Origin of the sequence: Providencia sp. PROV122 (assembly GCF_028482365.1) — a bacterium.
Lineage (GTDB): Bacteria > Pseudomonadota > Gammaproteobacteria > Enterobacterales > Enterobacteriaceae > Providencia > Providencia stuartii.
The window spans coordinates 17,030-28,109 of sequence record NZ_JAMPQI010000026.1; the positions used below are offsets into that span (position 1 = coordinate 17,030).

The 11,080-nt window shown below is 42.2% G+C and carries 8 protein-coding genes; 1 reads left to right on the plus strand and 7 read right to left on the minus strand.

The window, feature by feature from the left end; translation table 11 throughout:
- Positions 1–123 precede the first annotated feature (123 nt).
- The 5 genes from pqiC to rlmKL are packed head-to-tail and all read right to left on the minus strand — an operon-like array spanning position 124 to position 7,665.
- Entirely contained in the window at positions 124–681 is a 558-nt protein-coding gene (pqiC, locus tag PSE69_RS16700) for a membrane integrity-associated transporter subunit PqiC (RefSeq protein ID WP_004918199.1), read from the minus strand.
- Positions 681–2,330, minus strand: a complete 1,650-nt coding sequence (gene pqiB / locus PSE69_RS16705; RefSeq protein ID WP_004918196.1) for an intermembrane transport protein PqiB — start codon at positions 2,328–2,330, stop codon at positions 681–683. Before pqiB ends, pqiC begins: the two co-directional genes overlap by 1 nt.
- On the minus strand, positions 2,327–3,601 hold the full coding sequence (gene pqiA / locus PSE69_RS16710) for a membrane integrity-associated transporter subunit PqiA (RefSeq protein WP_071599643.1): 1,275 nt from the start codon (positions 3,599–3,601) through the stop codon (positions 2,327–2,329). The genes pqiB and pqiA overlap by 4 nt, the downstream gene beginning before the upstream one ends.
- 35 nt (positions 3,602–3,636) lie before the next feature.
- Positions 3,637–5,544: an ABC transporter ATP-binding protein gene (locus tag PSE69_RS16715; protein ID WP_004918188.1), complete on the minus strand. Its 1,908-nt coding sequence runs from the start codon at positions 5,542–5,544 to the stop codon at positions 3,637–3,639.
- A gap of 12 nt (positions 5,545–5,556) precedes the next feature.
- Entirely contained in the window at positions 5,557–7,665 is a 2,109-nt protein-coding gene (gene rlmKL / locus PSE69_RS16720) for a bifunctional 23S rRNA (guanine(2069)-N(7))-methyltransferase RlmK/23S rRNA (guanine(2445)-N(2))-methyltransferase RlmL (protein ID WP_004918187.1), read from the minus strand.
- Positions 7,666–7,764: 99 nt separating this feature from the next.
- On the opposite strand from rlmKL, the gene PSE69_RS16725 reads away from it, so the two are divergent.
- Positions 7,765–8,880, plus strand: coding sequence for a YcbX family protein (locus PSE69_RS16725; protein ID WP_036943631.1), 1,116 nt, complete (start codon positions 7,765–7,767; stop codon positions 8,878–8,880).
- 99 nt (positions 8,881–8,979) lie between these two features.
- Here the strand turns inward: PSE69_RS16725 and PSE69_RS16730 are convergent, their stop codons facing one another.
- A complete protein-coding gene (locus PSE69_RS16730; protein WP_004918182.1) occupies positions 8,980–9,525 on the minus strand; it encodes a cell division protein ZapC in 546 nt (181 codons plus the stop codon).
- A 297-nt stretch (positions 9,526–9,822) separates the two neighbouring features.
- A complete protein-coding gene (gene pyrD, locus PSE69_RS16735; RefSeq protein WP_014657940.1) occupies positions 9,823–10,833 on the minus strand; it encodes a quinone-dependent dihydroorotate dehydrogenase in 1,011 nt (336 codons plus the stop codon).
- Positions 10,834–11,080 lie beyond the last annotated feature (247 nt).

Sequence of the window (11,080 nt, forward strand, 5' to 3'; positions counted from 1 at the left end):
ATTATATGTATTTATATTGAAATATTTTATAATTGAATGATATGCAACCAATTTTATAAAAAAATGCACCTTAGCCAATGACGGCGTAAGATGCACTTTATTGATGAAAATAGTGAATATTACTTAAGATTTATTGGCCTCTTTAGCAATCTCACTCGCAACTTGCTGCCATCCATCAGCCAGCGTACGGACTAATTCTGGATAGCCATCTTCTTTTTGTTCAAGCTGTATATCGAAGTTACGACGGATGATCTCTTTGCCACGCGACAAAGTCCAGAACCCTTGAACTAATACCTTGCCATCGTAGCGGCCATTAAAACTTGTTAGCGTAATATCCAATGTGTCCGGCGAATTCTGCAAAGGTTGTAATGAGACTAAACGCCCCGGCAACGCAGAAGACAATTCACTCACCATGGATTGTCCTAACTGTTGTTCTAATGGGCTAGCCCATAAATGGGAGCTAGCATTATTGTAACTGACATCTGACGTTTGGTAAGTAATACCATTTGATGTCAGAACATCCGCCAGCATGATGCGCTGTAACCAAATTTGATTTTGTTGCCCCATCACAACCGCACTTTGTGTTGCCGGCGATTTCACCGGCAATTGGTAATACACTTTTTCAGGGGTGCTGCTACAAGCCGCCAGCATTAAAACAAATATCGATATCAGATATCTCATTATTTTTTCACTCCTTTCGGTACAGGATCCTTAGACGGCTCAGCTTCGAATACCAAGGCATTACTCTTATTATTCAAAGTACGTAACAGTGGCTGGACTTCCCTAAGCACCTGATCTAAACGTTGCATATTATCGACCATCTTATTATATGCAGGTGACCCCGGCTGGAACCCTTGCATCGCACGGTTCATTTCATTCAACGTTTTTTGCAAGTCTTGAGGGAGTTTCTGGAACTCTTTACTTCCCATCACTTTATTTAGCTCAGCGAGCATAACTTGCGCTTCTTTGATCGTTTTTTGCCCTTCAGCCAACGTTTGAGTCGTTTGATTCAGCATAGGCTCAATCGGCATCGCATTGATTTTATCCAGCACAGAAATCACTTTTTGCTGAATTTGCGCTAAGCCACCGCTCGTCGTTGGGATGACTTTATAACCAGCCACCACAGTTGGCCCTTTATATTCAGGCACATTAGGCACAAAGTCGAGATCAACAAACAGTGCCCCTGTTAGCAAGTTCCCAGATTTTAACGATGCACGAAGCCCATCCTTCATCGCTAATTTCAACTCATTTTTCAAGTTAAAATCAGCACCAACATCTTTTGCAAAACGCTCAGGCTCAATATGAATTAATACAGGAATACGGAAATCGTTATCCAGTTTTTGGTCGAGGCCTTTGGTATAGAATGGCACTTGAGCGACCGTTCCTAGGCGAATACCACGGAACTCCACCGGTGCACCAGGCTGTAGCCCACGTACTGAGTCAGAGAAGAACAGAACGAAATCTTGGTATTCAGTATACAGAGAGTTTTGAATACTACTTTGGTTATCAAAGAGTTTAAATTCTGTATTTTCTTTTACACCTTCTCCCGGCGCCCAGCCAGCAGGTACATCAAAGCTTACGCCTCCTGTCAGCAAGGTGGCAATAGAGCCAAGCTCAACATGGATCCCTTGCGATGACATATCAAATGCAATACCACTGTCCTTCCAAAAGCGCACATTCGTACTAATTAACTTATCATAAGGTGCGTTGATGAACAGTTGATAGCGCATATCACGCTTACTCATGTCGAAATTACTGGTTTCAACTGAGCCAACACGGTAACCTCTAAACAGTACAGGGTCGCCTGGATTGAGTTGCCCAGCGCGGTCACTCACCAAGATAACGCGGATCCCTTTCGCATCCGGTGAGGCTAAAGGCGGCGAATCAAGCAGTGTAAACTCGTTATGCTCCTTTTTAGAGTTACCCGGTTGTAATTCGATGAAAACTCCCGAAAGCAATGTGCCTAATCCTGTCACACCTTCACGGCCAATTGTCGGCTTTACGATCCAAAATGCAGAATCCGCACGTAGGAGATCTTTCATATCGCTATTTAAGCGTGCTTTGATAACAACTCGACTGAAGTTGTCATCCAGCGTCACGCTTTCAACAATACCAATATCCACACTACGGCTCTTGATTTTGGTTTTACCCGCTTCAATGCCTTCTGCATTGTAAGTAATTAATGTCACTTCAGGGCCTTGATGGCTGAAGTGATAAAATAGTATCCAAGCACCAATGAGAACAGTAACGATAGGGATCACCCAAACAGGTGACCAACTTTTCAATTTACTGATTTTGGCATTGGCCTGTGGTGTTTCTTGTTCACTCACCCGATGGCTCCTTCTTGTTCAACAACTTTTACCGCACTTTTCTTTTCACAACGATCCCATGTTAATCGAGGGTCGAAAGTCATCGCAGCAAACATCGTTAAAATCACAACGACACCAAAGAAAATAACGCCCTGTGCAGGGACGATACTCATTAATTGCCCCATTTGTACCAATGCGGCCAAAATAGTAATGACAAACACATCGATCATTGACCAACGCCCCACATACTCCACCAATTCATAAATAAAGTGCATTCGATGTGGGTCTCGGTTGCCATAACCTTGAGAGTCAAGGCATAACCACGCGATACCTATCATTTTTAACGAGGGCACCATAATACTGGCGATAAAAATAATTAATGCGACAGGATAAGAGCCATCCCCCCACAATAATATCACGCCGTCCATAATCGTTGAGTCCATATCGCTACCCAACATATTGGTCGTCATCACCGGTAAGACATTCGCTGGAATATATAGGAAAAACGAGGTCAATAGCAGCGCAACTGTCCACTGTATACTTTGATGCTTACGTACGCTACCACGAGCGTAACAGCGCGGACATTGGGATTGTTCCGCCGGTAAGATAGCCGTGCACACTAGGCACAGCCTTACGTTTTGGCTGATCCCAGTTCGCCCTACTTCTAATTTATGGGCTAACTTAGGGGCTGCTTCAATTTTGTTCCACATCCAATGCCGGTCAAGGCATTGAAATGCCCTAACTTGCAAGAGGCAAAATAGACAATACGGCAAAAAGCTTAACCCAACACCAATGTCACCATAAGCAATCAGTTTTACAAAGCTAACCAGAACCCCTGCGAGGAAAATTTCCGCCATACACCAAGATTTCATTTGAAATAGGATACGGCTGATCCACACTTTGATTCTTTTTGGAACATACACTTGTAATCCCAATAGTATGATTGTCACCATACAAAAGGCTGGGATGACTAATGAAAATAACAGAAAAAAGAGGGCTAAGCTGCTGTAACGCGTTGTCGAAATAATCTCGATAATTTGAAATATAGAAATTTCATTTTCAATCCCAGCCGCACTCATTTTGACAAATGGAAACATACAAGCGACGAGCAGCATAATTAATGCGCTAAACGCATACGCTGCCGGCTGCTTGTATGGATAGCGCCACTTTGACACCAACACTGTATGACAGCGTGGGCAGGTTGCTTTAGTTCCCTGTTCTAATTCAGGTACCGCAACCAGCATGTCGCATTGTGTGCACAGCACATGTTCATGAGACTCATGAGAGCACAAGGTGATTCGCCCCTTCTTATTTCCTGAACGATAAACTAGCCATTTTTCAGTAGCTCAAGCTCTTGCCAGCGGTCGAACGCTTGCTCTAGCGCTTGTTCCTTTTCAGCTAATGTATTTAATGTTTTTTCGGTTATATCGTGAGGCTGGTTAAAGAAATCAGCATCACCAATCGCCGCTTGAAGTGCTTCAATTTCACCTTCTAGCTGTTCGAGCTTCGATGGTAATTGTTCTAATTCACGTAGTAAATGGTAGCTTATCTTATTATTTCGCTTTGTAGGTTCTTTTACCTTAGGCGATTTATCTTGCTCCGCTATTTTACTTTGTTGTGAATTTTTCAAGCTCACGGTTTGTGCTTTTTGCTGTTGAGCATCAAAATAGCCGCCAGCGTAACGGTTAATCACCCCGTTACCTTCAAAAATCCAACACTCTGTTACGCTATTATCAACAAATTCACGATCATGACTAACCAATAAAACAGTGCCTTGATAGCTATCGACCAACTCTTCAAGCAGTTCTAGTGTTTCGACATCAAGGTCATTGGTCGGTTCATCGAGGATCAATAAGTTGCTTGGCTTTAAAAATAAGCGTGCAAGTAACAAACGATTACGCTCACCACCAGATAATGCTCGTACCGGAGTCATGGCGCGTTTGGGCGGGAACATAAAGTCTTGTAGATAACCGAGTACGTGGCGTGGTTTACCATTGACCATCACCTCTTGCTTCCCTTCTGCAAGGTTATCCATGACCGTCTTATCAGGATCGAGTGCGGCGCGGTGCTGATCAAAATAAGCGACTTCTAATTTAGTTCCACAGTGCACTCTGCCACTATCTGCTTTGAGATCACCCAACATCAATTTGAGCAGGGTTGTTTTACCGCAGCCGTTTGGCCCAACTAAAGCGATTTTGTCTCCACGTAACACTTGCGCACTAAAGTCTTTAACCAGTACTTTATCATTGATTTGGTAATTCACATTTTCCAGTTCAAAGACAATTTTCCCTGAGCGAGACGCTTCCTCAACCTGCATTTTCGCACTTCCCAGCACTTCACGGCGCTGAGAGCGTTCTACGCGCAAGGCCTTGAGTGCACGAACACGCCCTTCATTACGGGTACGTCTCGCTTTAATACCTTGTCTGATCCACGCTTCTTCTTGGGCCAGCTTGCGGTCAAATTCTGCATTTTGCATCTCTTCCACACGCAACGCTTCTTCTTTTGCCACCAAGTAATCATCATAATTGCCCGGCCATGACGACAACTTACCTCTATCCAGATCAACAATACGTGTTGCCATATTGCGAATAAATGAGCGGTCATGGGAAATAAATACGATACTACCTTGGAAATCTTTCAAAAAGTTTTCTAACCATAAAATGGTTTCGATATCCAAGTGGTTAGTCGGCTCATCAAGAAAGAGGACTTGTGGATTACTCACTAATGCACGACCAAGAGCCGCTTTACGTAGCCAGCCCCCAGACAGTGATGACAGTTGAGTATCCGCTGGCAAATCCAATTTTTTCAAGACATCACTGATACGGGCATCCAATAGCCATAAGTTACGGCTATCTAGTACTTCTTGTAATTCAGCTAATTTATTTAAATTCTTTTCACTCGGATCGGTTTCCACCAATTTAGAAACATGGTGATACTCTTTGAGGTATTCTGCCTGCTCTGCTACGCCTTCGGCAACAAAGTCAAAAATCGTTCCTTCAATATTACGGGGTGGGTCTTGCTGTAAACGAGCAACCACGAGATCTTGTTGGTAAAGCAGTTGCCCATCATCAAGAGGCTGCTCTTTAGTTAGGACGCGCATGAGTGTCGATTTACCCGCACCGTTGCGTCCAACTAAACAGACACGCTCATTTTCTTCGATATGAAGTTCCGTGTTATCCAATAAAGGGGCATCACTAAACGAAAGGTATGCACCCGATAAATTAATTAAAGCCATTGATGTTATCCTTTATGCTGCATGGCGGATCAGCCAGCAGTTATGAATCTGACGATTACGAGCAAAATCTTCTGAACGCGTTTTGGCGGTAATTTCTTCTGCTTGTAGTCCTAACGCATTCAGAGCTTCGATATCCATTTTAAAGCCACGCTTATTGTTAGAGAACATGATGGTACCACCACGACGTAACATGCGTTTTAGGTGAGTGATCAACTGAACATGGTCGCGCTGTACATCAAAAGTACCATCCATTCGCTTTGAGTTTGAGAATGTTGGCGGATCAATAAAAATCAAATCAAATTGTTCTGGGCTATTCGCCAACCAGTTTAAGCAGTCAGCTTGGATCAAGCGATGTTGGCGCCCCGTTAAGCCGTTAGCCTGTAAGTTTTTCTCTGCCCACTCAAGATAGGTACGCGACATATCAACTGACGTGGTGCTTTTCGCGCCTCCAAGCCCTGCATGAACTGTTGCGGAGCCGGTGTAGCAGAAGAGATTAAGAAAATCTGCACCACGACTCATTTGTCCTAACATGCGTCGAGCAATGCGGTGGTCTAAAAACAGCCCCGTATCAAGATAGTCGGTTAAGTTCACCAGCATCTTAGCGTTGTATTCTTGCACTAAAAAGAAATCCTCTTTTTGTGCTAGTTTTTCATATTGCTGTTTACCTTTCTGACGTTGGCGTGTTTTTAATACCAACTGGTTAGATGACAGCTGCAATACATTCATCGTCGCCGTGATCACATCAAATAAACGTTGGCGCGCTTTGCGTTCATCCACCGTTTTCGGTGGTGCATACTCCTGTACGACCACTTTGTCACGATAAACATCGATAGCCACATTATATTCTGGCAAATCTGCATCATAGATGCGGTAGCAATCAATCCCTTGCTGTTTAGCCCACTTGCTGAGTTTTTTATGGTTCTTACGTAAGCGATTAGCAAAATCAGGAGAGATTTCACCGACCGTTTCCGACGGTGTTTCTGCCAATAAATAATTTTTCTGTACGCAATCCAATGGGCCATTTTTGGCCTTAAATTCACGTTCAGAGCGTAGTTGTAAGCAACTTAACAGTTCAGGAGAGGCACTAAAAATAGATAAACGCCAACCAGGGAAACGCGCCTTCACAATACGGCCTAATTGGCTATGTAAAGCAATCAATGCAGGCTCACTTTCAAGACGTTCGCCATAAGGCGGGTTACTTAAAATGGTTCCCTTAATGCCTGTTTCAACAGGGTTTTCAAGCATAGCAGCATCGCCATGATTGAAACTCACTAATGTTTGAACGCCCGCCCTACGTGCATTAGAGCGCGCCATATCAAGCACTCGTTTATCGATATCAAAACCATAAAAACGCGATGTTGTCTCTTTTAGGCCTTGACGAAAACGCACTTGCGCTTCCGTGATCAGCTCACGCCATAATGCAGGGTTATATTTTGACCAAGCATAGAACCCCCAATGTTCACGGTACAAGCCAGGCGCTCTGTCTGCTGCAATCATAGCCGCTTCAATCAATAGTGTGCCGGAGCCACACATAGGATCGACAAGGGGGGTGCCCTGCTGCCAGCCTGAGCGATTGATAATCGCAGCGGCTAACGTCTCTTTTAATGGCGCTTGCCCTGCCAAATCACGATAACCACGGATATGAAGTGCATCACCACTTAAATCAAGCGCTACGCTAGCTTTCTCTTTATTCAAGTAAACATTGATACGAATATCAGGCTGCTGGCGTGCAACATCAGGCCGCTGATCTAATTTACGTACGAAGCAATCGACAATGGCATCTTTAACTTTTAAAGCACCATATTGGCTATTGCGGATCTCTTCGTTTGTACCACTAAAGTGAACTGAAAATGTGTCCTCAACTGAGAATACCTCAGTCCAATCGATAGCTTGTACACCAAGGTATAAATCTAAGTCGCTATAAACATCAAATTCATTCAATGGTAATAAGATACGGGATGCCAGCCTACTCCAGAGTAGACTCTGATACATCACCCGTTCATCAGCCTGAAAATAGACGCCCCCTTGTGCAACTCGGCACTGACTAGCGCCCAGAGCTTCCAATTCCGATTTCAATAGTTCTTCTAGGCCACGAGCTGTGCTGGCAAACAGAGAATTCATAGTATTTTTTACCAATTTGGATGAAAAATTGTTGCGCATTATAGCTAATCTTATGGACTTGTCATAAAGTTGCTCAGCAACAATTATAAGGATTAAATAATGATTACGCTTTCACGCCTTTATACGCACCCAGTCAAATCAATGAGAGGGATACGCCTGTCTCATGCATACGCCGATACCAGTGGGCTAATATTTGATCGCAATTTTATGGTAACAACGCTGGAAGGTAAATTTATCACGGCAAGAAAATACCCTCAGATGTTACTATTTACACCAGCAATGTTAAATAATGGGCTTTATCTCAAAGCACCCGATGGTGAAAGTGTGACGGTATTGTATCAGGACTTTGATGAGAATCAGAGTCCAACTGAAGTCTGGGGCAATCATTTTCATGCACTCATTGCGCCTGAATCAGTCAATACTTGGCTAAGTCGTTATTTTGATGAGCCTGTTCAACTACGCTGGTTAAGTCCTCACTTGTCACGTCGCGTCAAAACCCTGCCCGATGTGCCTATGTCGTTTGCCGATGGCTACCCCTTCTTATTAATTAATGAAGCTTCGGTACAAGAGCTACAAAGGCGTTGCCCCGCCAGCATTAAGCTTGAGCAATTTCGCGGTAATTTGATTATCACCGGTGCCCAACCTTTCGAAGAAGATACATGGAAAACGATTCAGATTGGCGATGTCGTTTTTAGCTTAGACAGACCATGTAGCCGCTGTATTCTGACGACTGTTAGCCCTGAAAAAGGCATTAAACATCCACACAGCGAACCATTAGCAACCCTACAAACCTTCCGTACCACGGAAAGTGGTGATGTGGATTTCGGGCAAAATGTCGTTATCCATAATACTGGAATTATACGAGTGGGTGATACCGTGACGGTTCTTGAAAAGAAACAACCTAATCAGTATATCCCAAAAGAGCGAGAAACGGATAATAAAGCGAAAAGTCCTTCTACGCCATTAAGTACGGTAACAGTCACTTTTGAAAATCATGATTATGAAGGAAATAACCAAGAAGTGATCCTTGAACAATTGGAATCAAAAGGGATCACTTTACCTTATTCCTGCCGTGCTGGTATTTGTGGTCAATGCAAAATAAAGTTGATTGAAGGGGAAGTCACGCCATTAAAACAAAGTGCAATTAAAGCGGATGGTTATATCTTAGCCTGTAGTTGCATTCCCAAAAGTGCGATTAAATTAGCTTTAAGCTAATTTTCTAACACCATCATCTCAATAATAACGATTATTTTATTGATGGTGTTATTGGCGAATATTAAAGAATATCCATATTAATAGATCATGGACGATCAATTAAATGACATTCTCATACAGTAAGCGATTAGACTTGCGTTTATATTGCCTCATGCGATCATTCATGATCTTAATTGGATCACAAAAGCGTAATTTACGATCAGGCAATTCTAATTGTGCCTCCGCTAATAAACACAAACTTGCCGACGTACCAGCCTCAGCAATAATAAATGTCGCTATATGATGGCTATTTTCTAAACACACTTGAATAAGCTGACCTTGCGCAGGTACTTGAATATCGTGAAAAGGAGAAAAATACCAACTTTTCGGCATTTGCGGTTTTAAAAAGCGAAATGCCACTAAACTATTCAGTACTAATTCAGCCCGTTCTTCATGAGATAGATTTAATTTTTTAGCCTGCTCATCAAATATATAAAACTCCGCAGCATCTTCAATGCTAAAAGGCATTTCATCACGTGCGAATGCTGTCAGCATTTTTGCGGGAAAACATGAGCGAAATATCATGCCGTTGGCGAGATCTAGCATCACCCTATCATGGTCATGATCAAAATACCAACGCCAATGATCATCGGGTTTTATTATCATAAACGATCCCTTAGCGATTTACCGGTATACTCACCATACTTTAAGTTGCCAATTGAGTCGTGCTCAATTACCCTAGCTGTTGCATTATTTTGCTCTAAGGATTTTTTAAACGAATAATTCGCTTACTGCCTAAAAGCAACTCAAATGAGTTAGAGTATAAATATATTTTTAAGATACTAGCTCAAAATAATTCGATCTTAAAAATGCAAAATAAAATGATTTAAAAATAGACAGCCAACTCAATATAGATTAAAAGGGAGCATAAATAAAGCCCCCTTTAGGTAAATTTACAGTTAACTATATATGGTTCACAATATCTTTTATTAATTTTGGCCCATTATATATAAAACCAGAATAAATTTGGATTAATGATGCACCCGCGTCCATTTTTTCTCTCGCAGCAGTTAATGAGTCTATACCACCCACTCCAATAATAGGTAACTGCCCTTTTAATTCACGAGAAATGATCCGAATAACCTCAGTGCTTTTTAGTTGCACTGGGCGTCCACTTAAACCGCCAGCTTCATTACAATGATTTAAACCTTGAACTAAAGAACGATCTAACGTGGTATTGGTTGCAATCACACCATCAATATTATGTCGAACTAAGCTATCGGTAACTTGGATTATTTCTGCTTCGGTCAGATCCGGTGCAACTTTAACCGCAACAGGAACATATTTTTGATATTTCGATTGTAACTCCAGTTGCTTGGCTTTTATGCCACTTAATAAATCATCCAACGCTTCGCCATATTGCAAAGTGCGTAAACCTGGCGTATTTGGTGATGAAATATTAATAGCAATATAACCGGCATGTGCATAAACTTTATCCATGCAAATTAAATAGTCATCCTTGCCTTGTTCCACTGGGGTGTCTTTATTTTTACCGATATTAATGCCAATAACCCCACCGTAAGTTGATTTTTTGACATTTTCAACAAGGTTATCAACGCCTTTATTGTTGAACCCCATACGATTAATCAGTGCTTCCGCTTCCACTAATCTAAACAATCTAGGCTTATCATTACCTGATTGCGGTCGTGGCGTCACCGTTCCAATCTCAACAAAACCAAAGCCCATTGCTCCAAAAGCATCAATACATTCACCGTCTTTATCTAAACCCGCAGCTAGGCCAAGTGGATTTTTAAAAGACAGTCCCATACATTGAACAGGTTTAGTAGCAACAGATTGGCGGAGAAGGAATTTAAGCGGGGAATTATTTAAACATTGAAGCTGCCGAAACGTCAGTTCATGGGCTTTTTCTGGGTCGAACTGGAATAGAGCCTTGCGGGCAAGGTGATATAACATATCCAATAACCTATTTCTGTCTATACCCACCATATTTTAAGTTGTAAGCACAGCGATAACACTTGCTGCCGACACCTCAAACTATTTTGTGTATAAAGCGATTAAAAGACACAATGTTCCGCGCGTCAAAACACTCAACAAATGAAATTTGCTGAGGCCATTTTTAACAGGGATACATTTTCATCCGATAAAACGCGACATAGATTACCCTATTTTACGCCTTTTTTTCTATAAAAAATTCATTTAT